The 26,327-nt window shown below is 69.1% G+C and carries 29 protein-coding genes and 1 tRNA gene; 24 read left to right on the top strand and 6 right to left on the bottom strand.

The window, feature by feature from the left end; translation table 11 throughout:
• The first annotated feature begins 30 nt into the window (after positions 1 to 30).
• The 5 genes from OG246_RS15545 to OG246_RS15525 all read left to right on the top strand — a co-directional run bounded on the left by OG246_RS15545 (position 31) and on the right by OG246_RS15525 (position 6,140).
• The gene (locus OG246_RS15545; protein WP_266461748.1) at positions 31 to 909 is read left to right on the top strand and encodes a siderophore-interacting protein; all 879 of its coding nucleotides are present in this window, start codon (positions 31 to 33) and stop codon (positions 907 to 909) included.
• Positions 910 to 1,068: 159 nt separating this feature from the next.
• Positions 1,069 to 2,511 (top strand): lysine decarboxylase DesA, encoded by a 1,443-nt coding sequence (gene desA, locus OG246_RS15540; protein WP_266461745.1) that lies wholly within the window; start codon positions 1,069 to 1,071, stop codon positions 2,509 to 2,511.
• Positions 2,495 to 3,778, top strand: a complete 1,284-nt coding sequence (locus tag OG246_RS15535) for a lysine N(6)-hydroxylase/L-ornithine N(5)-oxygenase family protein (RefSeq protein ID WP_266461742.1) — start codon at positions 2,495 to 2,497, stop codon at positions 3,776 to 3,778. The genes desA and OG246_RS15535 overlap by 17 nt, the downstream gene beginning before the upstream one ends.
• A 5-nt stretch (positions 3,779 to 3,783) precedes the next feature.
• Positions 3,784 to 4,371, top strand: a complete 588-nt coding sequence (locus tag OG246_RS15530) for a GNAT family N-acetyltransferase (RefSeq protein ID WP_266464220.1) — start codon at positions 3,784 to 3,786, stop codon at positions 4,369 to 4,371.
• Positions 4,368 to 6,140 carry an IucA/IucC family siderophore biosynthesis protein gene (locus tag OG246_RS15525; protein WP_266461738.1) on the top strand — a complete coding sequence of 591 codons (1,773 nt, stop codon included), beginning with the start codon at positions 4,368 to 4,370 and terminating at the stop codon, positions 6,138 to 6,140. The genes OG246_RS15530 and OG246_RS15525 overlap by 4 nt, the downstream gene beginning before the upstream one ends.
• Positions 6,141 to 6,196: 56 nt before the next feature.
• Here OG246_RS15525 and OG246_RS15520 read toward each other — a convergent pair whose 3' ends face one another.
• Positions 6,197 to 7,783, bottom strand: a complete 1,587-nt coding sequence (locus tag OG246_RS15520) for a beta-N-acetylhexosaminidase (protein WP_266461734.1) — start codon at positions 7,781 to 7,783, stop codon at positions 6,197 to 6,199.
• Positions 7,784 to 7,845: 62 nt separating this feature from the next.
• On the opposite strand from OG246_RS15520, the gene OG246_RS15515 reads away from it, so the two are divergent.
• A complete protein-coding gene (locus tag OG246_RS15515) occupies positions 7,846 to 8,706 on the top strand; it encodes a DUF4429 domain-containing protein (protein ID WP_266461730.1) in 861 nt (286 codons plus the stop codon).
• A gap of 67 nt (positions 8,707 to 8,773) precedes the next feature.
• Here OG246_RS15515 and OG246_RS15510 read toward each other — a convergent pair whose 3' ends face one another.
• A complete protein-coding gene (locus OG246_RS15510; protein WP_266464218.1) occupies positions 8,774 to 10,336 on the bottom strand; it encodes a metallophosphoesterase family protein in 1,563 nt (520 codons plus the stop codon).
• Positions 10,337 to 10,500: 164 nt separating this feature from the next.
• Here OG246_RS15510 and OG246_RS15505 point away from each other — a divergent pair, with 164 nt between their 5' ends.
• Positions 10,501 to 10,758, top strand: a complete 258-nt coding sequence (locus OG246_RS15505) for a hypothetical protein (protein WP_266461726.1) — start codon at positions 10,501 to 10,503, stop codon at positions 10,756 to 10,758.
• A 27-nt stretch (positions 10,759 to 10,785) separates the two neighbouring features.
• On the top strand, positions 10,786 to 12,603 hold the full coding sequence (gene glmS / locus OG246_RS15500) for a glutamine--fructose-6-phosphate transaminase (isomerizing) (RefSeq protein ID WP_266461722.1): 1,818 nt from the start codon (positions 10,786 to 10,788) through the stop codon (positions 12,601 to 12,603).
• A gap of 198 nt (positions 12,604 to 12,801) precedes the next feature.
• On the opposite strand, the gene OG246_RS15495 is transcribed toward glmS, so the two are convergent.
• Positions 12,802 to 13,371, bottom strand: a complete 570-nt coding sequence (locus tag OG246_RS15495) for a GPR1/FUN34/YaaH family transporter (RefSeq protein ID WP_266461719.1) — start codon at positions 13,369 to 13,371, stop codon at positions 12,802 to 12,804.
• A gap of 208 nt (positions 13,372 to 13,579) precedes the next feature.
• Positions 13,580 to 14,107: a universal stress protein gene (locus OG246_RS15490; protein WP_266461716.1), complete on the bottom strand. Its 528-nt coding sequence runs from the start codon at positions 14,105 to 14,107 to the stop codon at positions 13,580 to 13,582.
• 324 nt (positions 14,108 to 14,431) lie between these two features.
• On the opposite strand from OG246_RS15490, the gene OG246_RS15485 reads away from it, so the two are divergent.
• The 5 genes from OG246_RS15485 (at position 14,432) to OG246_RS15465 (ending at position 18,833) form a co-directional block, all read left to right on the top strand.
• A complete protein-coding gene (locus OG246_RS15485; protein WP_266461713.1) occupies positions 14,432 to 14,887 on the top strand; it encodes a hypothetical protein in 456 nt (151 codons plus the stop codon).
• A gap of 377 nt (positions 14,888 to 15,264) precedes the next feature.
• Positions 15,265 to 16,506 (top strand): helix-turn-helix domain-containing protein, encoded by a 1,242-nt coding sequence (locus OG246_RS15480; RefSeq protein ID WP_266461709.1) that lies wholly within the window; start codon positions 15,265 to 15,267, stop codon positions 16,504 to 16,506.
• Between the two features lie 123 nt (positions 16,507 to 16,629).
• Positions 16,630 to 17,232 carry an oligoribonuclease gene (gene orn, locus OG246_RS15475; RefSeq protein WP_266461705.1) on the top strand — a complete coding sequence of 201 codons (603 nt, stop codon included), beginning with the start codon at positions 16,630 to 16,632 and terminating at the stop codon, positions 17,230 to 17,232.
• A gap of 117 nt (positions 17,233 to 17,349) precedes the next feature.
• Positions 17,350 to 17,422 (top strand) — tRNA-His (locus OG246_RS15470).
• Between the two features lie 121 nt (positions 17,423 to 17,543).
• Positions 17,544 to 18,833 (top strand): site-specific integrase, encoded by a 1,290-nt coding sequence (locus OG246_RS15465; RefSeq protein ID WP_266461702.1) that lies wholly within the window; start codon positions 17,544 to 17,546, stop codon positions 18,831 to 18,833.
• 84 nt (positions 18,834 to 18,917) lie between these two features.
• Here OG246_RS15465 and OG246_RS15460 read toward each other — a convergent pair whose 3' ends face one another.
• Positions 18,918 to 19,226 (bottom strand): hypothetical protein, encoded by a 309-nt coding sequence (locus tag OG246_RS15460; protein ID WP_266461699.1) that lies wholly within the window; start codon positions 19,224 to 19,226, stop codon positions 18,918 to 18,920.
• A gap of 187 nt (positions 19,227 to 19,413) precedes the next feature.
• Positions 19,414 to 19,863, bottom strand: a complete 450-nt coding sequence (locus tag OG246_RS15455; protein WP_266461696.1) for an XRE family transcriptional regulator — start codon at positions 19,861 to 19,863, stop codon at positions 19,414 to 19,416.
• Between the two features lie 261 nt (positions 19,864 to 20,124).
• Between OG246_RS15455 and OG246_RS15450 the strand changes: the two genes are divergently transcribed.
• From OG246_RS15450 to OG246_RS15400, 11 genes are all read left to right on the top strand, one after another.
• Positions 20,125 to 20,421 (top strand): helix-turn-helix transcriptional regulator, encoded by a 297-nt coding sequence (locus OG246_RS15450; protein WP_266461693.1) that lies wholly within the window; start codon positions 20,125 to 20,127, stop codon positions 20,419 to 20,421.
• Positions 20,418 to 20,696 (top strand): helix-turn-helix domain-containing protein, encoded by a 279-nt coding sequence (locus OG246_RS15445; RefSeq protein ID WP_266461690.1) that lies wholly within the window; start codon positions 20,418 to 20,420, stop codon positions 20,694 to 20,696. The genes OG246_RS15450 and OG246_RS15445 overlap by 4 nt, the downstream gene beginning before the upstream one ends.
• Positions 20,697 to 20,777: 81 nt before the next feature.
• Positions 20,778 to 21,542 (top strand): hypothetical protein, encoded by a 765-nt coding sequence (locus OG246_RS15440; protein WP_266461687.1) that lies wholly within the window; start codon positions 20,778 to 20,780, stop codon positions 21,540 to 21,542.
• Positions 21,539 to 22,105, top strand: a complete 567-nt coding sequence (locus OG246_RS15435) for a hypothetical protein (RefSeq protein ID WP_266461684.1) — start codon at positions 21,539 to 21,541, stop codon at positions 22,103 to 22,105. Before OG246_RS15440 ends, OG246_RS15435 begins: the two co-directional genes overlap by 4 nt.
• Positions 22,102 to 22,410, top strand: a complete 309-nt coding sequence (locus OG246_RS15430; protein ID WP_266461679.1) for a hypothetical protein — start codon at positions 22,102 to 22,104, stop codon at positions 22,408 to 22,410. Before OG246_RS15435 ends, OG246_RS15430 begins: the two co-directional genes overlap by 4 nt.
• Complete coding sequence (locus OG246_RS15425; RefSeq protein ID WP_266461676.1) at positions 22,401 to 23,012, top strand: hypothetical protein; 612 nt, start codon at positions 22,401 to 22,403, stop codon at positions 23,010 to 23,012. The genes OG246_RS15430 and OG246_RS15425 overlap by 10 nt, the downstream gene beginning before the upstream one ends.
• A complete protein-coding gene (locus OG246_RS15420; protein WP_266461671.1) occupies positions 23,009 to 23,818 on the top strand; it encodes a hypothetical protein in 810 nt (269 codons plus the stop codon). The genes OG246_RS15425 and OG246_RS15420 overlap by 4 nt, the downstream gene beginning before the upstream one ends.
• Entirely contained in the window at positions 23,818 to 24,699 is an 882-nt protein-coding gene (locus OG246_RS15415; RefSeq protein WP_266461668.1) for a hypothetical protein, read from the top strand. Before OG246_RS15420 ends, OG246_RS15415 begins: the two co-directional genes overlap by 1 nt.
• Positions 24,696 to 25,529: a hypothetical protein gene (locus OG246_RS15410; protein WP_266461665.1), complete on the top strand. Its 834-nt coding sequence runs from the start codon at positions 24,696 to 24,698 to the stop codon at positions 25,527 to 25,529. The genes OG246_RS15415 and OG246_RS15410 overlap by 4 nt, the downstream gene beginning before the upstream one ends.
• Entirely contained in the window at positions 25,526 to 25,753 is a 228-nt protein-coding gene (locus OG246_RS15405; RefSeq protein ID WP_266461661.1) for a hypothetical protein, read from the top strand. The genes OG246_RS15410 and OG246_RS15405 overlap by 4 nt, the downstream gene beginning before the upstream one ends.
• Positions 25,750 to 26,322 carry a hypothetical protein gene (locus OG246_RS15400; protein WP_266461659.1) on the top strand — a complete coding sequence of 191 codons (573 nt, stop codon included), beginning with the start codon at positions 25,750 to 25,752 and terminating at the stop codon, positions 26,320 to 26,322. The genes OG246_RS15405 and OG246_RS15400 overlap by 4 nt, the downstream gene beginning before the upstream one ends.
• Positions 26,323 to 26,327 lie beyond the last annotated feature (5 nt).

The raw sequence follows: 26,327 nt of genomic DNA, 5'->3' as shown, positions 1-26,327 counted from the left end.
TGATCCCCTGACGCAGACTCAGGAGCACTTATGCCGACGGCCGTAGCCGCCCCGTTCCGTTTCTTCTCTCTCCAGGTCGTACGGACGAGGCGGCTCGGCCCGTCTCTGGCCCGGGTGACCTTCGCGGGCCCGGACCTGCGCGCGTTCGCCTCGGGCGGCCTCGACCAGAGCCTCTCCCTCTTCCTGCCGCACCCGGGCCAGACCGAGCCCCGCGTCCCGATCGAACTGGGCTGGGGGTCCCCCCGCTCGAGCGAAGCCGAGAGTGGGGGAGGCTGGTGGCAGGCCTGGCGCGAACTCCCGGACGACGTACGGGCGGTGATGCGCTCGTACACGCTGCGGTCGCTGCGGCGGGACCCCGACGAGATCGACATCGACTTCGTGCTGCACGGCGTGGAGCCGGAGGCCGAGACGCCCGCGGGACCCGCGTCCCGCTGGGCGTCCGAGGCGGCCCCCGGTGACCGCGTCCTGCTGCTCGGTCCGGCGATCGAGGACAACAGGGCGATCCGCTTCCGCCCGCCGGAGGACACCGACCTGGTGGTCGTCTGGGCCGACGAGACCGCCGTGCCCGCCGCCTCCGCCATCCTCGAATCGCTCCCGGCCGGCACCCGCGCACGGGCCTGGCTGGAGGTCGAGCACACCGAGGACATCCAGGACCTGGTGATCGCCGCCGACGCGGACATCACCTGGCTCGTGCGCGACGACAGCTCCCCCATGGCCGTCGACGCCGTGCGAGCCGCACAACTCCCGCCCGCAGAACGACCGTACGTCTGGATCGCGGGCGAGTCCGGCCAGGTGAAGGAGTTGCGCCGGCATCTCGTGCGCGAGCGTGAGATCGACCGCAGGCGGATCACCTTCGTCGGCTACTGGCGGCGCGGGCTGACCGAGGAGCAACTGCGCGAGCAGGAGTAACCCGCGGTCCTGGACGAGGCGTTCGTCACTCATGGGACAGGAAGACACCACTGGGGCAGGGTCGCACGATCGACTTAGGTTAGGCTAGCCTAAGTTGAACGCGCGATTCCGCCCTCACTCATGTCCCGCCCGGACGCTCCCCGCACGGAGGACCCCCACATGCGCTCGCACCTGCTCAACGACACGACCGCGGAGCGGTACCGCCGCTCCGCGACCGAAGGCATAGAGCGGGTGGCGGCCAAACTCGCCACCGCAGACCGTCCGTTCACGGGTGTCACGGTCGACGCCCTCGCTCCCCGTATCGAGCGGATCGACCTGGACCGCCCGCTGCACGACACCACGGCGGCCCTCGACGAACTCGAAGAGGTCTACCTCCGGGACGCGATCTACTTCCACCACCCGCGCTACCTCGCGCACCTCAACTGCCCGGTCGTCATCCCGGCCGTGGTCGGCGAGGCGGTCCTCTCGGCCGTCAACTCCTCCCTGGACACCTGGGACCAGTCGGCAGGCGGCACGCTCATCGAGCGCAAGCTCATCGACTGGACGAACGAGCGGATCGGCCTCGGCCCGGCCGCCGACGGCGTGTTCACCTCCGGCGGCTCGCAGTCCAACCTCCAGGCACTGCTGCTCGCCCGCGAGGAGGCCAAGTCCGACAGCCTCGCCAAACTGCGCATCTTCGCCTCCGAGGCCAGCCACTTCAGCGTCAAGAAGTCGGCCAAACTCCTCGGCCTGAACGCGGACTCCGTCGTCTCGATCCCCGTCGGGAACGACAAGCGCATGCAGACGGTCGCGCTCGCGCACGAGCTGGAACGCTGCAAGAGCGCCGGCCTCGTCCCCATGGCCGTCGTCGCCACCGCCGGCACCACCGACTTCGGCTCCATCGACCCGCTGCCCGAAATCGCCGAGCTGTGCTCCCAGTTCGGCGCCTGGATGCACGTGGACGCCGCCTACGGCTGCGGGCTGCTCACCTCCCTGAAGAACCGTGACCGCATCGACGGCATCGAGCGCGCCGACTCGGTCACGGTGGACTACCACAAGTCCTTCTTCCAGCCGGTGAGTTCGTCCGCCATCCTCGTCCGGGACGCCGCCACGCTGCGCCACGCCACCTACCACGCGGAGTACCTCAACCCGCGCCGCATGGTGCAGGAACGTATCCCCAACCAGGTGGACAAGTCCCTGCAGACCACGCGCCGTTTCGACGCGCTCAAGCTGTGGATGACGCTGCGTGTGATGGGCGCCGACGGCATCGGCGAACTCTTCGACGAGGTCTGCGACCTGGCCGCCGAGGGCTGGAAGCTGCTCGCCGCGGACCCGCGCTTCGATGTCGTCGTGGAGCCCTCGCTCTCCACCCTCGTCTTCCGCTACATCCCGGCCGCCGTCACCGATCCCTCGGAGATCGACCGCGCCAACCTGTACGCCCGCAAGGCCCTGTTCGCCTCCGGTGACGCCGTCGTCGCGGGCACGAAGGTCGGCGGCCGTCACTACCTGAAGTTCACCCTGCTGAACCCCGAGACCACGACGGACGACATCACCGCCGTACTCGATCTGATCGCCGGCCACGCCGAGCAGTACCTGGGAGAATCCCTTGACCGCGCTTCCTGAATCCCCCGCCAAGACGTACGACTTCGTCGGGATCGGTCTCGGCCCCTTCAACCTCGGCCTCGCCTGCCTCACCGAGCCGATCGTCGAACTCGACGGCGTCTTCCTCGACTCCAAGCCCCACTTCGAGTGGCACTCCGGGATGTTCCTGGAGGGCGCGCACCTCCAGACCCCCTTCATGTCGGACCTGGTCACGCTGGCCGACCCGACGTCCCCGTACTCCTTCCTCAACTACCTGAAGGAGTCCGGCCGTCTGTACTCGTTCTACATCCGGGAGAACTTCTATCCCCTCCGGGTCGAGTACGACGACTACTGCCGCTGGGCCGCCTCCAAACTGTCCAGCGTCCGCTTCAGCACGACGGTCACCGAGGTGACGTACGACGAACGCGCCGAGGTGTACGTCGTCCGCACGGACGGCGACGAGGTGTTCCGCGCCCGGCATCTGGTCCTCGGCACGGGCACCCCGCCGTACATCCCCGAGGCCTGCGCCGGACTCGGCGGCGACTTCATCCACAACTCCCGCTATGTGCACCACAAGCAGGAGCTGCAGAGCAAGGAGTCGATCACGCTCGTCGGCAGCGGCCAGTCCGCCGCCGAGATCTACTACGACCTGCTGAGCGAGATCGACGTCCACGGCTACCAGCTGAACTGGGTCACGCGCTCGCCGCGCTTCTTCCCGCTCGAGTACACCAAGCTCACGCTGGAGATGACCTCCCCGGAGTACATCGACTACTTCCACGCGCTGCCCGAGCCGACCCGCTACCGCCTCCAGACGGAGCAGAAGGGCCTGTTCAAGGGCATCGACGGCGAGCTGATCGACGCGATCTTCGACCTGCTCTACCAGAAGAAGGTCGGCGGCCCGGTCCCCACCCGGCTGCTCACCAACTCCTCGCTCAACACGGCGAATTACTCGGACGGGACGTACACCCTCGGCCTGCGCCAGGAGGAGCAGGGCAAGGAGTACGAGCTGGACTCCCAGGGTCTGATCCTCGCCACCGGCTACAAGTACGCCGAGCCCGAGTTCCTCAAGCCGGTCCACGAACGTCTGCGCTACGACTCGCGCGGCAACTTCGACGTGGCCCGCAACTACGCTATCGACACGACGGGCCGCGGCATCTTCCTCCAGAACGCCGGCGTCCACACGCACTCGATCACCTCGCCGGACCTCGGCATGGGCGCGTACCGCAACGCGTACATCATCCGGGAGCTGCTCGGCACCGAGTACTACCCCGTCGAGAAGGCGATCGCGTTCCAGGAGTTCGCCGTATGAACCGTATGAACCGTATGAACCGTATGAGCGGCACGACCGCCACCGACATCGGCACGCTCACCATCCGCGCCCTCGACCCCCTCAAGGACGCCGAGCTGCTGCACAGTTGGGTGACCCACCCCAAGGCCGCCTTCTGGATGATGCAGAACGCGAAACTGCAGGAGGTGGAGCGGGAGTACATGGCCATCGCGGCCGCCGAGCACCACCACGCGTACCTCGGGCTGCGCGACGGCGAACCCGCGTTCCTGATGGAGAAGTACGACCCCCGCTACATCGAGCTGGTCGGCCTGTACGAGCCCGAGCCCGGCGACGTAGGCATGCACTTCCTGGTCGCGCCGACGGACACCCCCGTGCACGGCTTCACCCGGGCCGTGATCACCGCCGTGATGGCGGAGCTGTTCGCCGACCCGGCCACCCGGCGGGTCGTGGTCGAACCCGATGTGACCAACAAGGCGGTGCACGCGCTCAACGAAGTGGTCGGATTCGTCCCCGAGCGCGAGATCGAGAAGCCCGAGAAGCGCGCGCTGCTCAGCTTCTGCACCCGTGAACAGTTCGACGCCGCGATACGAGAAGCACGGAGTGTGGCGATATGACCCTGTCCGACGCCGTGGCCCACCTCTCCCCGGAGCGCTGGGACCGCGCCAACCGCCTGCTCGTCCGCAAGGCGCTCGCCGAGTTCGCCCACGAGCGGCTGATCACCCCGGAGGCGCAGGGCAAGGACCAGTACACCGTCCGCAGCGACGACGGGCTGACCCGCTACCGCTTCACCGCCCGCCTCCGCGCACTCGACCACTGGCAGGTCGACGCCGAGTCGATCAGCCGCCACCGCGACGGATCCGAACTCCCGCTCGCCGCCCTGGACTTCTTCATCGAGCTGCAGAAGACGCTGGGCCTGAGCGACGAGGTCCTGCCCGTCTACCTGGAGGAGATCTCCTCCACCCTCTCGGGCACCTGCTTCAAACTCACCAAGCCGCAGATCCCGGTCGCCGAGCTCGTGAAAAGCGGCTTCCAGGACATCGAGACCGGCATGACCGAGGGCCACCCCTGCTTCGTCGCCAACAACGGGCGACTCGGCTTCGGGGTCCACGACTATCTGTCGTACGCCCCCGAGACCGCGAGCCCGGTCCGGCTGGTGTGGCTGGCCGCGCACCGCTCACGCGCGGCGTTCACCGCGGGTGTGGGCATCGAGTACGAGTCCTTCCTGCGCGAGGAGTTGGGCGCGGAGACCGTCGAGCGGTTCGCCAGGATCCTCACGGATCAGGGCCTCGACGCCGACGACTACCTCCTCATCCCCGTCCACCCCTGGCAGTGGTGGAACAAGCTCTCGGTGACCTTCGCGGCCGAGGTCGCCCAGCAGCGTCTCGTCTGCCTCGGCGAGGGCGACGACGAGTACCTGGCGCAGCAGTCGATCCGGACGTTCTTCAACAAGTCCCACCCCGAGAAGCACTACGTGAAAACGGCGCTCTCGGTCCTCAACATGGGCTTCATGCGCGGACTTTCGGCCGCGTACATGGAGGCGACCCCGGCGATCAACGACTGGCTGGCCCAACTCGTCGAGAACGACCCGGTGTTGAAGTCGACCGGTCTGTCGGTCATCCGCGAGCGCGCCGCCGTGGGCTACCGCCACCTGGAGTACGAGGCCGCCACGGACCGCTACTCCCCGTACCGCAAAATGCTCGCCGCCCTGTGGCGGGAGAGCCCGGTGCCCGCGCTCCAGGAGGGCGAGACCCTGGCGACGATGGCCTCGCTCGCCCACGTCGACCACGAGGGCAGGTCCTTCGCGGGCGCGCTGATCGAGCGGTCGGGGCTGAACCCCGTGGAGTGGCTGCGCCGCTATCTGCGCGCCTACTTCACCCCGCTGCTGCACAGCTTCTACGCCTACGACCTGGTGTACATGCCGCACGGCGAGAACGTCATCCTGGTCCTGAAGGACGGCGTCGTGCAGCGCGCGATCTACAAGGACATCGCCGAGGAGATCGCGGTCCTGGACCCGCAGGCGGTGCTGCCGCCGGCCGTCGAGCGGATCCGGGTCGAGGTCCCCGAGGAGAAGAAGCTCCTGTCGATCTTCACGGACGTCTTCGACTGCTTCTTCCGCTTCCTCGCCTCCGACCTCGACGCCGAGGGCATCCTCGACGAGGACCTGTTCTGGCGGACGGTCGCCGAGTCCGTCCGCTCGTACCAGGATGCGACGCCCGAACTCGCCGACAAGTTCCGGCAGTACGACATGTTCGCGCCGGAGTTCGCACTGTCCTGCCTCAACCGCCTGCAGCTGCGCAACAACAAGCAGATGGTGGACCTCGCCGACCCGTCCGGAGCCCTCCAGCTCGTCGGCAACCTGAAGAACCCGATCGCGGGTCTCTGAAACCGGGGGTGGGGCTCAGGAGACGGTCCTCCTGAGCCCCACCTCTGTATCCGTAACTACGCAGTTGGCCAGGGAACTTGGGGCGACTTGTAGTAGCCGATCCCCAGCGCGTCCCACCGCGGCCCCTGTGCCGCGAGCCGCACCTTGTACGCGTCCCAGTCGTGCGTGGACACGGGCGACCAGCCGAGCTCGGCCACCCCGGGCAGCCGCGGGAACACCATGTAGTCGATGTTCGCCGAGGTCACGATCGTCTCGGTCCACAGCGGCGCCTCGACGCCCTTGATCGCCGAGCCAGGGGCTCCGGGAAGGTAGTTGCCCGGATCCCAGTCGTAGGACCGCTGCACCTCCACAAGGCCCGCCCAGTCCTGCCCCAGCGGGGTGTCCGCGGTGTACTTCATGTCCAGGTAGACCCGGTCGGCGGGCGACAGCACGAGACCCGTCCCGTTCTGCGCGGCCTTCGCCACCTGCTCCTTCTCCGCCGCGCTGGTGTCGTCGAGCCCCCAGTACTGGGCCAGTGCGCCCTTCGCGGGAGTCGCCCCGGTCAGCTGGTGCCAACCAACCACTGTCTTGCCGTACTTGGCGACGACCGGCTGCACCCGGTCCATGAAGGCCACATAGTCGGCGTGCGTCGTGGAGTGGGCCTCGTCCCCGCCGATGTGCAGGTACTTGCCCGGGGTGATCGCGGCCAGCTCGCGGATCACGTCGTCCACGAAGTCGTACGTGATGTCCTTCGACACGCACAGCGAGCTGAAGCCGACGTCCGTGCCGGTGTACAGCGGCGGCGCGACTCCGTCGCAGTTCAGCTCCGCGTACGAGGCGAGCGCGGCGTTCGTGTGCCCCGGCATGTCGATCTCGGGGACGACCTCCAGATAGCGCGAGGCCGCGTACTGGACGATGTCCTTGTACTGGGCCTTCGTGTAGTAGCCGCCCTGCCCGCCGCCGACCTGCGTGGAGCCGCCGTACGTGGTGAGCCGCGGCCAGGAGTCGATCGCGATGCGCCAGCCCTGGTCGTCGCTGAGGTGCAGGTGCAGCTTGTTGACCTTGTAGAGCGCCAACTCGTCGATGTAGCGCTTGACTTGATCGACGGTGAAGAAGTGCCGGGAGACGTCGAGCATCGCGCCCCGGTAGCCGTAGCGCGGGCTGTCCTCGATGGTGCCGCCCGCGACGAGCCAGGGGCCGGGCTGCACGGAGTCCTTCTCGACGGCGGCCGGGAGCAGCTGGCGCAGGGTCTGCACGCCGTGGAAGAGGCCGGCCGGCTTGGCGGCGGTGATGGTGATGCCGGACCTGCCGCTGTCGAGGCGGTAGCCCTCGGCGCCCAAGTCCTTCGCGCCGATACGGAGTTGGATGCCGCCACCGTGCGAGGACGTGACCGGCAGGCGGTAGCCGGTGGAGGGCCGCAGGACGTCCGCGAGGTACTCGCCGACCTTGCGGGCCTCGCGCGAGCCGTCGACACGGATGCGGGTGTCGCCGGTGATCCGGTACGCGGATCCGCCCGCTTCGACCGAGGCGGGCGCCGGAATCACCTGGCCGAGCGGGGTGACAGCCCGGTCGGCCGCGGGGGGTGCCGCGCCGACGACGGAGATGGAGGCGGCCGCCACGAGCAGCAGCGTGCTGAGCAGACGGGGCGTTCTGTGCTGTCTCACATGCGCTCCCTTCGAATGGGTATAGACCACTCTCCCGTACAGCCGGTGAAACAATCCCCCTCATGGCGGAAATCATCCAGAAGGACGGCACCTGGATCTTCGACGGTGACGCCCTGCGCCTGACACCCGGGCGCGACAAGAACGTCAGCCTGCTCCGCAAGACCTTGGGTGAACTGACCGTCCCGCTCGGCGCGTTGGCGGGGATCTCCTTCGAACAGGGCAGGAAGAGCGGGCGGCTGAGGCTCAGACTGCGCGACGGCGCCGACCCGCTGCTCCAGGCGACCGGCGGCAAGCTCGCGGAGCCGAACGACCCCTACCAGCTCACCGTCGAGTCCGACCGCTACGGCGTCGCCGAGTACCTCGTGGACGAGGTCCGCAACGCGCTGCTCCTGGACGAGGTGCCGTCCGGCCCCGTCGACGGGTATCTGCTGCCCGGCCCCGCCCTGCCGCTGTCCGTCTCCGCCGGGGACGGCACCGCGAGCTTCGACGGCGAACACGTACGGCTGGAGTGGAACTGGAAGACCGAGGACGCGAAGGCTGCCGCCGGGGTTCGTTCACTGGCCCTGGGAGACATCACCGGCGTCGAGTGGCATCCGTCGGCCGGCCTGGAGAACGGGTGCCTGCGGTTCACCGTGCGCGGTGCGGGGACGAAGGCTCCGCCCAAGTACGACCCCAACTCCGTTGAGCTGTGGGGGTTCAAGAAGGATCCGCTGATGGCGCTGGTGGCGGCGGCGGTGCAGGTGCGGTTGCCTCACCCTGCGGGTTCTTCCCCGGAGCCGGTGAAGGAGCCGGCCCCCGTCACCGAGGCCGACCATGACGCCCTGTTGCGCAGGCTGCGGGAGCTCGGGGAGCTGCACAAGTCCGGTGTCCTGACGGACGATGAGTTCGCTCTCGCGAAACAGGCGGTCCTCAAGAGGATGTGAGGACCGCCTGCCGTCTGCGGGCCGTGTGTGGCTGGTCGCGCAGTTCCCCGCGCCCCTAAAGGGGCGCTCAGCGAACCCGGCGTGCCACCGTGAACGCGTCTACCTCTTCGCCCGTCTCCGCGATGCCCCGTACCTTCAGCGTGGCCAGGTGGCCCTTCGCTGCCGGCTTCACATCCACGCGCAGGAACGAGTAGTTGAGGTAGCGCACGCGGGACCACGCGACCGTCTCGGCCTCGTGGACGTTGCCCTTCTGGACTACGAAGGAAGCCACGGACTCGTTGTCCTTGACGTGGCCCTCGTAGGACTCGTCGGCGCTGAACGCGTACAGGCTGCGGCCGGCCGCGCCCGCCGTGACGTAGACGATGCCGTCGGTCTCCGGGTAGGCGGTGGCACCGATCGGCAGTTCCTTGGCGACCTTGTTGCCCTTGATGACGTCGGTGCGCTCGTAGACGTGGTTGTGGCCGTTGATCACCAGGTCGACGGTGTACTTCTCGAAGAGCGGCACCCACTCCTGCCGTACGCCGCCCTCGGAGGCGTGCGCGGTCGAGGTGCAGTAGGCGCAGTGGTGGAAGAAGACCACGATGAAGTCGATGCCGTGGGCGGCCCGGTACTTCTTGAGCTGGGCCTCCAGCCACTTGGTCTGGGTGCCGCCGGAGATGCCGAGGTTGGCCGGGATCTCCCAGGAGATGTCGTTGGCGTCCAGCGAGATGATCGCCGTGTTGCCGTGCGTGAAGGAGTAGACGCCGGGGAGGTTCTTCTTGTCGGGCCCGTTGTCCGGGAGCTGCCAGCGGGCCTCCTCGCCGCCGTAGCCGTTGGGCGAGTACCAGGCCTCCATGTCGTGGTTGCCGTACGCCACCATCCACGGCACCTGCTTGGCGACCGTCTCGGTCTGCGCGAGGAACTGGTCCCAGGTGCGCGAGTCGAAGCCGGTGTCGGCGGTCTGGCCCGCGCCGGTCGGGTCGGCGTAGCAGATGTCGCCCGCGTGCAGGTGGAAGGCCGGGTTCTGGCCCAGGATCAGGGCGTCGTTGGCAAGACCGTGGTAGCTGACGCCCTGGTCGCCGAAGGCCGTGAAGGTGAACGGCTCGGACTTGGCGGGCGCGGTGGTGAAGGTGCCGAGGGTGCCCGCGAGGTGTGCGGACGCCGGGTCGAAGCCGTCGTGGCCGACGCCGTAGTAGTACGTCTGGCCGGGGCGCAGGTGGGTGAGCTGCGCGTGCACGTAGTACTGCGTGTGGTCGGCGCTCGCTCCGACGCCGGCCGGGGTGTAGAGGCTGCGCACCTCGGCCCCGATCTTGCGGGAGAGGTCCCAGGGGTGGGCGCCGATGCGGATGTACGGCTTGCTGACGGCGGCCGGGACCTGCCAGGAGACCGTCATCTCGGTCTTCGGGTCGGTGCCGTAGGCGAGGTGGCGGCCGAAGGGGGCGACGAGCGCGCCGTCGACCTTCTCGGTGCCGGTCTTCTGGGTCGGTACAGCGGCCTGTGCGACCGCGCCCGGCACGAAGGCGCCGCCCGCGACGGCGCCCAGGGTCACGGCGCCGCCTCTGATCATCGTGCGCCGCGAGAACTTGGTGCGGAGGTATTCGTGCTGCTCGGCCATGCTCATGCGTCCGGCGAGCTTCTCCGGTACGCCCATGCGAGGAGTGTCCATGGCTGAAAAAGGTGCTCCTGGCATCCATCGATACGCAGGACACAGCATGAACAGGCCCCGAACAGGGTCCCATAAGAGTTTCAACAGCCTCTTGCCCGATATCGGGCAGGATTCTTGCGATTGCCAGCGCTTTACCTCAGGATCAACGGGTGCACGACGAACTTGTTGATCATCTGACGCGCTCCTCGCCCCTCAACCGGGGCGAGGCGCTGCGTGTGGTCCAGGACGTGCTCGCCTACTTCGACGAGACGACCGAGGAGTACGTCCGTCGCCGCCACCGCGAGCTCCAGGCACAGGGCCTGGTGAACGCGTCGATCTTCGAACGGATCGAGGCGGACCTGAAATACCGCGCGGTCGCGCCGCCGGAGCTCACGCTCAGGCAGCTGCGCCGCATCGTCTACGGCTAGATCATCTACGGCTAGGAAACGTCATTTATGTGCGGAATCGTCGGATACATCGGCAGGCGTGACGTCGCCCCCCTCCTCCTTGAGGGCCTGCAGCGACTGGAGTACCGGGGCTACGACTCGGCGGGCATCGTCGTGACGACCCCCAAGTCCTCCGGCCTGAAGATGGTCAAGGCCAAGGGCCGGGTCCGCGACCTGGAGGCCAAGGTCCCCAAGCGCTTCGCCGGCACCACCGGTATCGCCCACACCCGCTGGGCCACCCACGGCGCCCCCTCCGACGTGAACGCCCACCCGCACATGTCGGCCGACGGCAAGGTCGCCGTCGTCCACAACGGCATCATCGACAACGCCTCCGACCTGCGGAAGAAGCTCGAAGCCGACGGCGTCGAGTTCCTCTCCGAGACCGACACCGAGGTCCTCACCCACCTCATCGCCCGCTCCCAGCAGGAGAAGCTGGAGGACAAGGTCCGCGACGCGCTGCGCGTGATCGAGGGCACGTACGGCATCGCGGTCCTGCACGCCGACTTCCCCGAGCGCATCGTGGTGGCCCGCAACGGCTCCCCGGTCGTCCTCGGCATCGGCGAGAAGGAGATGTTCGTCGCCTCGGACATCGCCGCCCTGGTCACCCACACGCGTCAGATAGTGACCCTGGACGACGGCGAGATGGCCACCCTCAAGGCCGACGACTTCCGTACGTACACCACCGAGGGCACCCGTACGACGTCCGAGCCCACCACCGTCGAGTGGGAGGCCGCCTCGTACGACATGGGCGGCCACGACACGTACATGCACAAGGAGATCCACGAGCAGGCCGACGCCGTGGACCGCGTGCTGCGCGGCCGCATCGACGACCGCTTCTCCACCGTGCACCTCGGCGGCCTGAACCTGGACGCCCGCGAGGCCCGCCAGATCCGCCGCGTGAAGATCCTCGGCTGCGGCACCTCCTACCACGCGGGCATGATCGGCGCCCAGATGATCGAGGAGCTGGCCCGCATCCCCGCGGACGCCGAGCCGGCCTCCGAGTTCCGCTACCGCAACGCCGTGGTCGACCCCGACACGCTGTACGTCGCGGTCTCCCAGTCCGGTGAGACGTACGACGTCCTCGCCGCCGTCCAGGAGCTGAAGCGCAAGGGCGCGCGGGTCCTCGGCGTGGTCAACGTGGTGGGCAGCGCCATCGCCCGCGAGGCCGACGGCGGCATGTACGTGCACGCGGGCCCCGAGGTCTGCGTCGTCTCCACCAAGTGCTTCACGAACACCACGGTCGCCTTCGCGCTGCTCGCGCTGCACCTGGGCCGCACCCGCGACCTGTCGGTGCGCGACGGCAAGCGGATCATCGAGGGCCTGCGCAAGCTGCCCGGCCAGATCTCCGAGATCCTGGAGCGGGAGGACGAGATCAAGAAGCTGGCCGCCGAGTACGCCCAGGCCCACTCGATGCTCTTCATCGGCCGGGTGCGCGGCTACCCGGTGGCCCGTGAGGCCTCGCTGAAGCTCAAGGAGATCACGTACATCCACGCCGAGGCCTACCCGGCCTCGGAGCTGAAGCACGGCCCGCTGGCGCTGATCGAGCCCTCCCTGCCGACGGTCGCGATCGTCCCCGACGACGACCTCTTCGAGAAGAACCGTGCCGCCCTGGAAGAGATCAAGGCCCGCAGCGGCAAGATCCTCGCGGTGGCGCACCGGGAACTGGAGAAGGCCGACCAGACGATCGTCGTCCCGAAGAACGAGGACGAGCTCGACCCGATCCTCATGGGCATCCCCCTCCAACTCCTCGCCTACCACGCAGCATTGGTACTGGGCCGCGACATCGACAAGCCGAGGAACCTCGCCAAGTCGGTAACGGTGGAGTAGAAAACCCCGGTGCACGGGAGCGCCCCGTCAGGGGCGCGGGGCTGTGACAACATGCGGCTCCGCCGCGGGGCGCGAGCAACCCCCACGACCCGCAGCCGAAGAACACACGAAGAACGGGTCCCTGCGCGTGCCACCAGCACGCAGGGACCCGTTCTTTTCAGGAGCCGGGGCCGCCCAGTTCCCCGGCCCGCGCCAGCTTCAGCCGGTGGCCGTCACCCCCCGGCCGGCGGCGCGCCTGGGAAGAGCGGTAGGCCAGTGGGCCAGCGCAGCAGTCGCCGAGTACCAGGCAAGCGCACCCGCGGCCGCGGCGAACCAGCCCCCGACCTTGGCAAGCCCCTCGGAGTCACCGAACTGCCCGATGGCGAGGAGCAGCATCGCCACGAAGAGCAACCCGTATGCCCCGCGGGTGAGTTGCGAGGCGCCGGACGCCCCGAGCGTCAGGCTGAGCGCGACAAGGGCGAACAGCAGCAGGAAGAGCCCCGCCGCGTTCGCGGAGAGGGTCGCATCGGCCGAGACACCCCAGGTGAACCAGAGCGCCCCGAGCGCGGAGAACGCCGTACCGGTGAAGGCGTCACGGTCGCGGAAGGCGAACAGCCCGGCGACGAAGAGCGCGATGCCACCGACGTACGTGGCGAGGGAGACGGAGTCGGCTGCCGTCACGCTGTCGATGACCTCGGTGTGACCGAGGCCGAAGGCCAGCAGGGTGAGTCCTAGCGCGAGTTGGCCGAGGATCGAGGTGGTGCTTCCCGCGGAGACGTCATTGTCCACGGCGGGCTCCCTTCGTGCATGTGCGGTTGTGCGGTGACCGATATATGCCCTTCACAAGCGCACAAACACATCTACGCACGAGTAGATTTGAGCGGCTTTCTACCCGGCGTCAAAAGGGAGTTGACCGCGCCGAAGGCTCATCTCACCTGGGACAACAAGGAGTTGCGGAACGGCAACGACAGGGTTCGCCCGGCGCTCGGGGAATCACTCAGGGAATGACGACAACAGGACGCTGCGCGCGCTTGGCGAGCCGGCCCGCGACCGAGCCGAAGATGCGCCCGACGATGCCGTGCGTGGAGCCGACGACGATCGCGTCCGCCTCGTACTCCCGCCCCACCTCTTCGAGTTCGTGGCAGATGTCGCCGCCGCGCTCGACGAGGATCCACGGGACCTCGGCCAGATACTCGGCGCAGGCGAGCTCGAGTCCGAGCACCTCGGTGCGATGGTCCGGAACGTCGACGAAGACCGGGGGCTCGCAGCCCGCCCACACGGTGGTGGGCAGCCGGTTGGCGACGTGGACGATGATCAGGCCGGAGCCGGAGCGATGGGCCATGCCGATCGCGTAGGCGAGGGCACGCTCGCTGGACGTCGAGCCGTCGAAACCGACGACGACGCCGTGCTTGAAGGCGGGATCGCAGGACTGGCGGAGTTCCTCCGCCGCCAGGGGCTCGGCCGCCGTGGGATCGGCGAGCGGGCGCTGGCGGTCCGCGGGATCGAAGTATTCGTGACCGGCCATGGGTATCTCGGCGTTTGGATCCTCGTGGTGGGACGACGTCAACGTGCGGCAGAGCTGTGTCCGGGAATCATCTTCCCAACCCCATACCCCCAAGGGTACGGCGCCACTCCTCCTCTGCCCAGATCCCGCGTGCGCTACGCGGCGTTCATCGGAGCATGCATGAGGAGGCGCCCGTAACGCAATGGTTGCTGCCCCGTACAGGCGGTTTGCACAGGGTTCACCCAGGCATGCCGCTGAGTGACCTGCCGGTCGAGCACGCGTTGAACTGTTCAGCCGCCGCCAGGGGGAGCAATGGAGTACTAGGTACGTACGAGGGAGCACACCGTGCCCGGACCCGAGACCGTGTCCCGCCCCGCCCCCCGGGCGCACACCGCGGCACCCCCCGTCCCGGACACGGCGAGCGATGTGGTGCGCTGGGCGGCCTTCAGCTGCGTGCTGGTCCCCGTGGTCCTCGTCTGGTACGGCACCTCACTCGCCGGCGCGGCCGGTACGGCCCTTGGCCTGGCGGCCGTGACCGCGGCCTGCCGGGTGCTGCTGAGGCAGTCCGAGCGGGGTGCGGCGCAGTTGCTCGCCGAGGAGTGCGCTCCGGCCCGCGGACGGCACGGCGCGAGCGGAGCGCACGGGGTGCCGGCGTCGCGCGGGGTGCCGGGCCCGTACGGGGGCGCGTACGGGGTACCGGCCTCACGCGAAGCGGAATGCGCGAGCGGCCCGCACGGCAGGAATGGCGTGGGGGCGCGCAGAGGCGGTCGGCACGGCGGAGGAAACAAGCCGGTCGACTGACCGGTTTACGCGCACGCGCCCGCTTCTTTTCAGCCAACTTCTGCGTATGGCGCATTCCTTGGTCGAACGACCCCCCAACCCCCGTTCGACCTGCGCTGAAAGGGCCGCAGAGGGCGCGCGCACCCTACGTGGATTGGCCACTGCCACGAGGCGCACTTCCCTGTAAGGCCCGTGAGTGCAACGCTTCGTGATCGAATGCTTCACGCCAAGTTGCCATGTCGACATTCCACCGAGTGCCGAACTGGTCACCTTGGCGCCATGGGACACAGTAGATTCGATCTTGACGTCTTACGGCGGGGGACTCGTGCAGGACCGAGGGGAAACGTGCAGGAGCGACACAACCGAGGAGCCGCGACCACCGAGGGGGGCTTAGCAGTATGAGCCACGACTCCACTGCCGCGCCGGAAGCCGCGGCCCGGAAACTTTCCGGGCGACGCCGCAAGGAGATCGTCGCGGTGCTGCTGTTCAGCGGCGGCCCCATCTTCGAGAGTTCCATACCGCTGTCGGTGTTCGGGATTGACCGCCAGGACGCCGGCGTACCGCGATATCGCCTCTTGGTGAGCGCGGGCGAGGAAGGCCCGCTGCGGACCACAGGGGGCCTGGAACTCACCGCGCCACATGGCCTGGAAGCGATCTCGCGGGCAGGCACGGTGGTCGTGCCCGCCTGGCGGTCGATCACCTCGCCGCCGCCGGAGGAGGCGCTCGACGCACTGCGCCGGGCGCACGAGGAAGGCGCCCGCATAGTCGGGCTGTGCACCGGCGCCTTCGTGCTGGCCGCGGCGGGTCTGCTGGACGGCCGTCCAGCGACCACCCACTGGATGTACGCGCCGACGCTGGCGAAGCGCTACCCGTCCGTCCATGTCGACCCACGAGAACTCTTCGTGGACGACGGAGACGTACTGACATCGGCGGGTACGGCGGCCGGAATCGATCTGTGCCTCCACATCGTGCGGACGGACCACGGCAACGAGGCGGCCGGCGCGCTGGCCCGTCGTCTGGTGGTCCCGCCGCGCCGCAGCGGCGGTCAGGAGCGCTATCTCGACAGGTCTTTACCTGAGGAGATCGGCGCCGACCCCCTCGCGGAGGTCGTCGCCTGGGCGCTGGAGCATCTCCACGAGCAGTTCGACGTGGAGACGCTGGCGGCTCGCGCGTACATGAGCCGGCGGACCTTCGACCGCCGTTTCCGGTCGCTCACCGGGAGCGCTCCCCTGCAGTGGCTGATCACGCAGCGGGTGCTCCAGGCGCAGCGTCTTCTGGAGACGTCGGACTACTCGGTCGACGAGGTCGCGGGCCGCTGCGGCTTCCGTTCGCCGGTCGCGCTCCGGGGTCATTTCCGGCGCCAGCTCGGCTCGTCGCCGGCCGCGTACCGGGCCGCGTACCGGGCCCGTCGTCCGCAGTCCGCCGACCGGCCGTCCTCGGACTCGGACGGCGCCGCGGGTCCGGCGGGACCGCCACCGGCCATCCACCAGGAGAACCCGGTTCCGCCGCAGACCCGGCGTACGGCGGCCGCGGGCATCGTCGGGCAGTCCACGTCAATGTCGACGGACCCGGGCAGGGCGGGCGCTGAGCTGTACGCGGCGGGACGGCCGAGCCTGCCGGGGCAACGCAGCGCCCCGTAGTCCCCGCAGGTCGCGTCATTCGCACCAATCCCGCCGTTCTCACCGGGCGGGGGCCCTCGGGTCCCCGCCCGGTGGCACGCACGGGCGGTTCACCTGGGCGTAGTGGGCCGTAGGGTGAGGCACATGAACGATCGCATGGTGTGGATCGACTGCGAGATGACCGGTCTCTCGCTGTCGGATGACGCGCTCATCGAGGTGGCCGCGCTGGTCACCGACTCTGAGCTGAACGTACTCGGTGACGGGGTGGACATCGTGATCCGCCCGCCGGACGCGGCGCTGGAGACGATGCCGGACGTGGTGCGCACGATGCACACGAAATCCGGCCTCCTCTCCGAGCTGGCCGAGGGTACGACCCTGGCGGACGCCGAGGCGCAGGTCCTCGCCTACGTACGCGAGCACGTCAAGGAGCCGGGCAAGGCCCCGCTGTGCGGAAACTCGGTGGGCACGGACCGGGGTTTCCTCCTCCGTGACATGTCGACCCTGGAGGAGTACCTCCACTACCGCATCGTGGACGTCTCCTCCATCAAGGAGCTGGCCCGCCGCTGGTACCCCCGGGCGTACTTCAACAGCCCGGACAAGAACGGCAACCACCGCGCCCTGGCCGACATCCGCGAGTCCATCGCCGAGCTCCGCTACTACCGCGAGGCGATCTTCGTCCCGCAGCCGGGACCCGACTCGGAGACCGCCCGCACCATCGCCGCGAAGCACGTCCTGCCCACCGAATAGCACCGGACACGCCTTTGACGGGGCCCTGCTGGGCCCCCGAAAAAGCGGTGCGCGAGCACCCCTTCGGACCCTGTACACTTTTTCTCGGCCGGTCGGAGAAACTCAAGACCGGACATGGTGGGTGTAGCTCAGCTGGTAGAGCACCTGGTTGTGGTCCAGGATGCCGCGGGTTCAAGTCCCGTCACTCACCCTGAATGATCAAGGCCTGACCTGCGGAAGCAGGTCAGGCCTTCGTCATGGTCGGCGCTTTGGGAACATCACGGGAACACACCCCCCTCCCCCGCGCCCGATTAGGGACGTATCTTCCCTCCATGGCGAGCATCGTTGAACGCCCCAAGAAATCGGGCGAGACCACGTATCAGGTGAAGTGGCGCCAGGACGGCGCGTGGCAGACCGAGAACTTCGGCGGCGACCAGGGCGCCGAACAGGCCGAGCAGTTCAAGGGCCTCGTCGAGGCGCACGACAACAAGTGGCCGTTCGGCTGGATCCGCGGCAAGGGATTCGTCGAGCCCGAAGTGCACCCCGACGACGCCCCGTTCCTCGCGTGGGCGCACCGCTACGTCGACCGCCTCACGGGCGTCGAAGCTCGCACAAAAAGGGACTACCGCCGGGACATCGACAACCACTTCGCCGGCCTCTTGCACACCGGCCCTGACGGCGTCGAGCGCCGGCACGGCGGCCTCGTCCACACCCTCCGGGACGGCACGTCCAACCCGGCCACTGTGTGCACCACCACGGAGGACGACATACAGGACTGGGTCCGCGTCCAGGAGGAGGGCGTCCGGGACCCGGGCCACCCGGACAGGTGGCTCGTCCGGAAGGCCAGCCCGAAGAGCATCGCCAACCGGCACGGCCTGTTGTTCTGCATCTTTCAGGCGGCCGTGGACGCACCTCAGCCACTGCGCATGACCAACCCCTGCGCCAAGACCAAGCTGCCGCGTACAGACGACCAGACCGAGGAGGAGATGGTCTTCCTCGAGCACGATGAGTACGCCCGCATCAGCACCGAGCTGCGCGCGTTCGACCCGAAGGCGGCCGACTTGTGCGACTTCCTCGTCGGCACCGGTCTGCGCTGGGGTGAGATCACCGCGCTGCAGGTCCGGGACGTCAGCACCCGGCGGAAGACGATCAGCATTCAGCGTGCGTGGCGGCGCCAGGAGGACAACACATTCGCGGTCGGCCCTCCGAAGACGAAGAAGGCTCGCCGGTTGATCGCTCTGTCCGAGGGGCAGATGGAGTTGCTCCGTCATCACATGCTGGGGCGCCGGCCCGAGGACTGGATTTTCCGCGGGCGGGACGGCGCGGCGTGGCGGCACAGCAACTTCTACAACCGGAAGTGGAAGCGGGCCCTCGATGAAGCGATCAAGAAGGGGCTGACGAAGCGGCCTCGGATGCACGACCTCCGGCACACACACGTGGCGTGGCTGATCGGTGCGAACATCCCACTGCCTGCCATCCAGGCCCGGTTGGGGCACGAGTCCATCACCACGACGGTCGACAGGTACGGGCACTTGGTGCGCTTCCTCGACGTCGAGATCGCGTCCGCGGTCGAGGCGGCGATGAGTCTGCCGGCACCGCGGAAGCTGCGGCAGGTGAGTTAGCGGCGGTACAGCGCTGGGGGCGGCGAGAGATTCTCGCCGCCCCCAGCGCTGATCTTGCCGGAACGTATCTGCCCAGCTTGGCAACTACGTCGTTCCGTCGGCCGGTGGATCGCCGTCCCACTTCTGCTGCCACATGCCGCTCCCGACGATGTGGTCGAGATAGCCCTTCATCTCCTGGAAGCACTGCCTGGTCATCGCCCCTTCGGCGACGAGCCAGACGAACTTGCCTTCCCGTTCCGCAGGGAAGACTGCCCGCCCTTCGGGCAGGCTGGGGACGAACTGCATATCGAACTGGGCGCTTGCCGCGCCGCCGTCCGACTGCTCGCCGTCCGGTTGCGCCTTGCCCTTCTCCGGTACCGCTGGTTGCTGATCAGACTCCCCGTCGTGTGCCAATGGCCTAAGCCCCTTTGCATGGACACGCACCCCATCCAGACGCAAGCCGTTGGCTCCTGGGCATGGGTGACCTATCGAGTGATGGCGCTTCCCAGGCGGATCATCGACTGTGCCACGGGGTTCCGCGTGTGACCAGAGTTGAACGGGAAGTAACTGAAAGTAGTACTAACTAGAGGCCCACGCTGCGTTAGTCCTGGCCAGAGCCTTGGCCAGAGCCTGACTGCTCTCGTCGCCTGAGGACGATGTCGGCCATCTGAGAGAGGTCCTCGAGCGCCTCGTCGTCCATCTCGTCGATGCGCGCCACGAGGACGCGCGCCTTTTCGCTGCGGTTCCAGCGCTCGGCGACGAAGCCCTGGTACTGGGCCGCGACGGCGCGCTGTACGGCAACGTCCGGGAGCCGGAAGGCGGCTGCCAGTGCGCGGCATTGCGCCTCGCTGGGCGCCCGCGCGACCTGGTTCTTGAGCAGGTTGTCGAGGGTGCCCTTCTTGTAGAGCGGGCCGTTCTCGGGGTGCCGGCGGTCGATCGTGGCGTCGGCTGCCGCACGCAGGGACAGGTCCAGTTCGGCCATGCGGTCGCGCAAGAGGTCCGACAGATCGGTCCTCTCGGTCCCCTCAGCCGCATCTTCGGCCGTCACCATTCTCGTCTCCCGATCGCGTAGGCCGTGGGGTGCCCATGTGGCGGATGAGGTGAGTGAGGCATCCACCCTGATCAGACCGCCACAAAGCCAAGATACATGGCCACAGTGTCCAAGATTTCGGGCCAGTCACGCCAGTGTCCGCGGAGACCTTGACCGAATCCATGCCGCCCGAGTGTCCAAGAATTCTGGACAGTGCGTCCAAGTTCATGCCATGGTGGGCCTGTCCAACTTTTCTGGACAGATTGCCCAGGAGGTATGCCCATGACGCGAGAACCCCGATACCGGCTGGTCAAGCCGGGGACGTTGAGGGACCTCATGGGTCGCACGGGGGACGGATCCGAGATCAGCGGCCGCGCTTTGGCCGAGGAGGTCGGGGTCCCCCACGGCACCATCGAGGGACTCCTCAACGGCAAAACCAAGACACAGCCGCAGCGGGTCGCACGTGCGATCTGCCGTGTGATCGGCGTCGACGTCGGGTGTCTGTGGGCGGAGACCGGGCGCAAGGTGCCCGACGACCAGCCCGTCGGCGCTCCCGCCCGGGATGCGGTCTGCGTATGAACCGCCGTCACACGTACCCCGAGGCTGCGGAGATCCTCCGCGTCGAGGAGACGTGGCTGCGCCGGCACATCAAACAGCTCCCGCATTCCAAGAAGGGGCGGGTCGTCACGTTCTCCGACGAGGACCTCGACCGCATCGACGCCCTGAAGCACCACGAGCCGACGACCGGCCCTCTCGCCATCGTCACCGCGCCCTCCGCGGGCGCCAGCTCCCACCCCATGAACCACCTGCGCCCCCTACCCAGCCGCGGCAGCAAAGCCCTGCAGCGCGCCTGAACGGGGGCGGGGCCGCTCCGGATCGCACCCGGAACAGCCCCACTCAAGAGCGACACCTCACCACTGACGAATGAGGTTCACGTGGAACAGGCTACCCAGACCACCGCCCCCGCGCCCACCGCGCAGGAGCCAAGGCCCCCGACGTTCGACGACGCACACGCCGTCGTCCCCTTGGTCGTCAACCCGCTCGAGCAGCAGCCGTTCGCCGTGGAGACAGAGGAGGACTGGCCCTCCGGCTACCGCGTCCACCTGAAGTTCCGTGAGACGCGCGGGGCCGGCCTCCTCGAGTTCGCCGCGCTCGTCGACGTCCCCGTCACCCGGGCCGACACCGCGTTCGGTACCCACCTCGACGCCATCACCCGCGTCCGCGGTATCGAGGTCCGCGGCAGCGCACTGGTCAGGCCGTGGGAGGCAGACCGCCTGCTCGGCACGCCCACCCCGGAGCCGATGCGGTCGGCGCTCGCAGCCGCGGACCAGGCCGCCGCGCAGCCCGTCCCCCTTGGCACCGGCACCCCAGCCGATCTGCCCGCCATCGTCTCCGTCCTGCCGCACCCGGGCGCCGAGGACGAACCCGCCTGCGTGCGGTGCGGCTGCACCAACAACGCGGCCTGCCAGGGCGGCTGTTACTGGGTCCCCAACCTGCAGATGCTCGACCTGTGCAGTGCGTGCGCCACCGCCGATGAACTCGCCGCCATGTCGTTCATCCCGGCGGAACTCCCCGACGGCGAGCAGGCGCCGGCCGCGGCGGACACCCCGGAACCGGCACCCATGCCGCGTCTCGCCTCGCCGCTCATGGACCGCATCGCCGTGACCCCCGCCGTTCCGGCCGAGGACGGCCAGGCGTGAGCCGCGACCTGCAGCAGCAGCTGCTCACCCGTATCGACCTCGCCGTCACCATGCTGGACCTGCCGCTCACCCGCGACCACATGGAGCGCCTGGCCGTCGAGCTCACGCCCGCGGTGAAGGCGATCCTCGCGCAGGACCAAGCCGTCGACGTGGTGCCCGTGGCGTACGCGGTGGTGGCCGGGGTCGCCGAGACTGCGACCCACGAGTACGCGGCGTGCGCCGGCCTGGTCGAGGGGCAGGTGGAAGCCTCCGACGTCGACTCGCCCGCCGCCGTCCTGGCGCAGAGGCTCCGCTCGAGTCAGCCGGATGTGACCGCGACCGACGTACTGGACGCGACCACGCTCGGCCTGACCGTGCGGCCGCAGTCGATCGACTGCTGGCGCTGGTGGATGCACCGCCTGAACATCGCCATCAACTCCGTGCAGACGCACGGTGATGCGGTCACGGCGACCGGCCACCTCAAGGGCGTCCGCATCAACCTCCGCGGCGACGGCGTACCCGCACTCCTCACGGACAAGGCCGCAGCCCGCCTAGCGGGTGTCATCGCCGGGCACCCGTGGTGACCGCCACCAGCGCCCCGGAGTACCTCGGCGCTGGCGTCCTCGGACTCTGCGCCCTGGCCCTGGTCTGGGCCGCCGCCCGCCTGGGCGAGTCGCAGGCCAACGCGTCCGCGGACGCGGCCCTGGCGGCCCACCGCGACCAGCAGTACGCGCCCGCCCCGGCGCACGCCCCCTCGTTCCCGCCGCTGGACATCCCGCCCCTGCCCGTCAGCCCTCCGGCCGACCCCGCGTACGTCGAGACCCTGCAGCTCCACCAGGTGCAGGCCTTCCGCCGCGCGCGTCACCGCAAGGAACCCGCATGCACCTGATCGAAGACCTGTACCTGGGGTGGCAGCCGCTCACCCACACCGACACCTGCCCGCGCCCCGTCTGGGACACGGTGGAGCTCCGCCACGACACCGGCGCCCACATCGTGCAGACCGGCGCCGAACACCACGACTGCGCCAACGCCGACTGCAGCCACGCCAACGAGTTCGGCCGCGTCCAGCTGCGCCTGCTCTGCACGGACTGCGGCACCGTCCGCACCATCAGCGGCGAGGGACTCACCGAGGTCTGCACCCACACCTCCCTCACCGGCTGGGGCCAGAAGCCCACGCGGGTGGGCGGTGTGTGGCTGTGGCCCGGCCAGCCCGCCATCCCCGGCGGCGAGCCGCACGACTACCTCGTCACCCGCGACCAGGCCGAGGCCGTCACCACCGACAACTTGCACGGGCTGATCACCAAGTACCGGGACTCCGAAGGAGCTCCGCGCTGGATCGCCGGCGCGCTGCCCGACCCGGACGGCGCCCACCACGTCAGCAGCCTCCGTTGGAAGCACCGCTCCGCCGGCCTTTACGACCTGGCCGAAGCCGCCGCGTGGATCGCCGACGCCGCAACCCGTAAGCAGCGCCCGCTGGAGGTGGCCGTATGAACATCGTCGAACTCGCCCTCACCACCTACGCCGAGAGCACGGCCGAACGAGTGGACACCGAGGAGGAGTTGGCCGAGCAGGCTCGCGCCGAGTTCCTCGAAGCCGCCCGCTCCTGCGCCGGCAGCACCCTGGACGTGACCGCGACCGACCTCGACTGGACTTACGTCCCGGCCGACAGCCTGCCCGACCAGGTGGAAGAAGCCCGCGCGCTCCTCGACCCGCACCGCCCGGAGTACCTGCGCTACCGCGTGAACCACGCAGCCAGCCCCGACGTGACCGTGAGCCTGGACCTGGTCGAGCCGCGCAAGGCCGACCGCATCTCGCCCGTGTCCAGCCTCTACCACCTCGGCCAGCTCCTCACCCCAGCCCGGCCCGCCACCACCACCGCACCGGACGAGGACCAGCCGGAGAAGCCGGGCCCACTCGCCGCGATCGAGCAGGCGGAGCAGCACACAGCGCGCGTCGCCGCAGTCGCCCGCCAGCTCCTCGCCGATCACCCGGACTCAGGCCTCGCCGTCCAGAACGTTGTCGTCTTCGGCCACGAGAACAGCGGCAGCGCGGAGATTGGCTGCCGCGTCGAGGGCTTGGACGCGGTCCACCGGGTCGCCGCCTCCTTCGGGGCAGAGGTAGCGGTGAGGGTGACCGGCAGCGGCCCCGACATGGTTCTCGAGCACGGGAGCGCGACCGTCACGGTCGACGGCATCGACGTGAATCTCGCTGGCTACAGCAAGATGCCCAAGGACGAGGCCGCCGCTTGGCTCGCCCAGCAGAACCAGGCCCCTGCCGCTGACGGCGGTGACGTCTGATGGGGAAGTCCCGCCGTACGCAGGCCGTGGCGATCGTGCAGCGCAGGGTCCTCGCCCTCCTCCCGCGCGCCACCGCCGAGGGCACCACCGTCACCGTCGAACGCCACTACACGCAGCTCGGCAAGCCCGCGTCCGTCTCGTGGACCGGCGACGTCGCCGGGTTCGCGCAGCGCATCGCGACCGCCCTGTACGGACACGGTGAGCAGGACGAGACCGACGATCTGAACACCTCGCTGCGCGACCAGCTCGGCGACGCGCTGATCGCCGCGGGCGCTGTGCCCGCGACCCTGCCGGTGGAGATCCTCGCGCAGGCCGGAGTCCTCGCCGACGCCGTCCTGCCCGTCGCCCTGCGGGCCGCTCAGTCCGCCGCCCACGATGCGGTCCAGCAGGCGGCCGCGCTGTTCGAGGCCCGTCACCGTGCGCTCCTGGACGGCGACATCACGACGTCCGCCGAGGCAGCACAACTCCTGCGCGAGCACGCGGCAGAACTCACCGAGGAGAAGGACACCCCGCCTGGCGGGGCGGAGTTCACTCCCGGCGTCGACCGCGACCAGGTGCTGCGCGGCATGGCCAGGCAGGTCCGGGCGATCGCCAAGGTCAAGGGCTGGTCCCTGTGGGCGGCCGACTACATGGACCCCGACGTCGAGTTCATCGACACCAGCATGCCGTCGACCAGCGACATCGTCGCCGAGCTCCGGTGCCTCGACCGGTCCGACGTACGGGCCGCTGCCTTCCGTGAGGCCGCCGCCTTCGTCGGCAACGACGACGACTGCGGCTGCGGCGGCTGCGACTCCTGCGTCCCCAACAAGCTCGCCGCCGAACTGCGCCGCATGGCGGACGAGGCCGAGCTTCCCGCCCGAACGAACGGTGCATCGTCATGACCGACACCACCCCGAGCCCCGCTCTCCCGGGCCCCCCGACCCCGGAGGAGATCGAGGCCGCCACCCGCATCCTCATGCGGGCCTGGGCCCCGGGCCTCCTCCTGCCCGGCGGTCACCCCAAGACCGACGAGCGTGCAAACGACGAGGACGACCCGGACGAGTACTGCGGCTGCGCGGGAACCGACGACGACGGCGAGTCCCTCGGCTGCAACTGCGGTGGCGGCTGCGTCTGCGACAACTGCAGCTACTCCGACTACGCCAGGTACGGACGGTGCTGGACCAAGAACTGCGGTAAGAAGCCCGCGTTCCGCGTCGTGCGCTTCGGCCTGGTCGACCAGCACGTACAGGAGCCCACCCGGCTCGGCGCCGTCTGCCCCCACACCGACGGCGAGAAGCACTTCTGCACCGCCGACACCGTCTACGTCGCCGCCGGACCGCAGCTGCAGATCTTCGACTACCAGCCCGCGTGCAGCATCGCCCACGCCGTCCAGCTGCGCGACACCGGCCAGCAGCACAACACCGACGGCCGCGACCAGTACTCCATCGAGGCCTGGACCTACACCCCGCACGACCGCGAACTCCCCACACCACTGCCGCAGTTGCGCGACCACCTCCGCAGCGCCCACGACTCCACCCGCTTCGCGGTCAAGGCCGTCGCCACCAACGGCGACCCGGGCTACTGGCTGACCTCGGTACGCCAGGCCCTCGCGCTCGCCGCATGGCACGCACGCCGCCCCCTCGAACAGCCCGATGCCGACGACGCCGACTTCGACGACGAGCCGAGCACGCCCGTGCAGGAAGAGCCCGACTGGCCGGACGCCCCCTGGTGAAGGAGCCCACGGTCCCGGAGTGCCGGCACTGGATCGGATCCGAACGCCGCCACTGCCGGTCCGTGGACCACATCCACCCCTATCTCACCGGCCCCTGCTGCCCCCTCCACACACCTGCTGCTCTCGCCGGGAAGCCGGAGCCCCCGCCCGGGCCCGGCCTCCCGCCCGGTGGCCTGGACGACGCCCAGGCCACCGTCGATCACCGAACGGAGCTGAACCTGTGACCACCCACATCCCGTCTCCGGGCGACCTCGCCCGCCGCCCCGCGCCCCGCCCGCCCACGCAGCCCGCGGCCAGGCCCGAGCCCAAGCCGCAGCCGGATGTGCGCAGGCAGGAACAGCCCACCCGCCACACGGCCAAGCCCGAGCCGACGCCGGAGCAGCCGTACGAGCCGCGGCAGTTGACCCCTGCCGAGGCCATCGCCCCCGGGGAGCTGACCAAGCAGGAGCACTTCCGCAAGTACTTCCTGTTCGGGATGCGCCGTAGCCGCATGCACCCGAGCACCCGCCTCGTGGGCCTCGACCTGCTGTGGCGTGCCAGCCACGCCACCGGGCGCATGAGCGCCAACCTGCACCCCAGCTCTGAGCACCTCGCGCAGGCCACCGGCCTGACCGTGGGCCAGGTCGAGGTCGCGCTCAACACCCTTCACACCCGGGGCTGGCTCCGCTACCGGCTCGTTCAGGAAGGCCCGCGCGTCGGACAGCAGGTGTTCGACCTGGTCATTCCCGCTGCGGCGCTCGAAGACATCCGAGCCATCGGCCGCACCCACGCCAACAACCGCGTCTCCCGCTGACCGAC

The sequence above is a fragment of the Streptomyces sp. NBC_00620 genome (genome assembly GCF_026341825.1).
Classification (GTDB): domain Bacteria; phylum Actinomycetota; class Actinomycetes; order Streptomycetales; family Streptomycetaceae; genus Streptomyces.
Note: the sequence above shows the minus strand (reverse complement) of the source record. Positions and strands in the feature narration are given on the sequence as shown.

What these genes read in the sequence shown, in the direction of transcription:
- OG246_RS15415 (WP_266461668.1), top strand. Translation starts at nt 23,818, where the DNA reads ATGGGGAAGTCCCGCCGTACGCAGGCCGTGGCGATCGTGCAGCGCAGG.
- OG246_RS15425 (WP_266461676.1), top strand. Translation starts at nt 22,401, where the DNA reads ATGCACCTGATCGAAGACCTGTACCTGGGGTGGCAGCCGCTCACCCAC.
- OG246_RS15515 (WP_266461730.1), top strand. Translation starts at nt 7,846, where the DNA reads ATGGCGGAAATCATCCAGAAGGACGGCACCTGGATCTTCGACGGTGAC.
- OG246_RS15490 (WP_266461716.1), bottom strand. Translation starts at nt 14,107, where the DNA reads ATGGCCGGTCACGAATACTTCGATCCCGCGGACCGCCAGCGCCCGCTC.
- desA (WP_266461745.1), top strand. Translation starts at nt 1,069, where the DNA reads ATGCGCTCGCACCTGCTCAACGACACGACCGCGGAGCGGTACCGCCGC.
- OG246_RS15410 (WP_266461665.1), top strand. Translation starts at nt 24,696, where the DNA reads ATGACCGACACCACCCCGAGCCCCGCTCTCCCGGGCCCCCCGACCCCG.
- OG246_RS15480 (WP_266461709.1), top strand. Translation starts at nt 15,265, where the DNA reads ATGAGCCACGACTCCACTGCCGCGCCGGAAGCCGCGGCCCGGAAACTT.
- glmS (WP_266461722.1), top strand. Translation starts at nt 10,786, where the DNA reads ATGTGCGGAATCGTCGGATACATCGGCAGGCGTGACGTCGCCCCCCTC.
- OG246_RS15420 (WP_266461671.1), top strand. Translation starts at nt 23,009, where the DNA reads ATGAACATCGTCGAACTCGCCCTCACCACCTACGCCGAGAGCACGGCC.
- OG246_RS15545 (WP_266461748.1), top strand. Translation starts at nt 31, where the DNA reads ATGCCGACGGCCGTAGCCGCCCCGTTCCGTTTCTTCTCTCTCCAGGTC.
- OG246_RS15455 (WP_266461696.1), bottom strand. Translation starts at nt 19,863, where the DNA reads ATGGTGACGGCCGAAGATGCGGCTGAGGGGACCGAGAGGACCGATCTG.
- OG246_RS15530 (WP_266464220.1), top strand. Translation starts at nt 3,784, where the DNA reads ATGAACCGTATGAACCGTATGAGCGGCACGACCGCCACCGACATCGGC.
- OG246_RS15450 (WP_266461693.1), top strand. Translation starts at nt 20,125, where the DNA reads ATGACGCGAGAACCCCGATACCGGCTGGTCAAGCCGGGGACGTTGAGG.
- orn (WP_266461705.1), top strand. Translation starts at nt 16,630, where the DNA reads ATGAACGATCGCATGGTGTGGATCGACTGCGAGATGACCGGTCTCTCG.
- OG246_RS15445 (WP_266461690.1), top strand. Translation starts at nt 20,418, where the DNA reads ATGAACCGCCGTCACACGTACCCCGAGGCTGCGGAGATCCTCCGCGTC.
- OG246_RS15525 (WP_266461738.1), top strand. Translation starts at nt 4,368, where the DNA reads ATGACCCTGTCCGACGCCGTGGCCCACCTCTCCCCGGAGCGCTGGGAC.
- OG246_RS15465 (WP_266461702.1), top strand. Translation starts at nt 17,544, where the DNA reads ATGGCGAGCATCGTTGAACGCCCCAAGAAATCGGGCGAGACCACGTAT.
- OG246_RS15510 (WP_266464218.1), bottom strand. Translation starts at nt 10,336, where the DNA reads ATGGGCGTACCGGAGAAGCTCGCCGGACGCATGAGCATGGCCGAGCAG.